This window comes from Psychrobacter sp. TB55-MNA-CIBAN-0194, from assembly GCF_040309505.1.
In the GTDB taxonomy this organism is placed as follows: domain Bacteria; phylum Pseudomonadota; class Gammaproteobacteria; order Pseudomonadales; family Moraxellaceae; genus Psychrobacter; species Psychrobacter fozii.
Map to the genome: position 1 here is coordinate 1 of NZ_JBEOOW010000385.1, position 265 is coordinate 265.

General features: G+C 38.5%; 1 protein-coding gene. It reads right to left on the reverse strand.

Annotated features, from left to right (window positions below):
• On the reverse strand, positions 1-265 hold a 265-nt coding region (locus AAEY75_RS15575; RefSeq protein ID WP_352260099.1), incomplete at both ends, for an SCO family protein.

Below are 265 nucleotides of genomic sequence, written 5' to 3' on the forward strand. Positions count from 1 at the left end.
TGTTTAAACTCTGGTTTAAAAATAGCTCTAACGGCTCCATTTTGATCAACCATAGCGACCGAGGCACTATGATCAACAGCATATTCTGATTCACTACTATCGCTAATGGCGTAAATTAAACCAAGCTCTCGAACAACAGGAAAAAGGTGTTTATGTTCCCCTGATACAGCTAAAAAGTCTGGGTTAAAGTAATCTATATATTGCTTTCGTTTAGCTGGTGTATCGCGTTTTGGATCAACCGATAAAAACCAAACTTGTAGCGGAT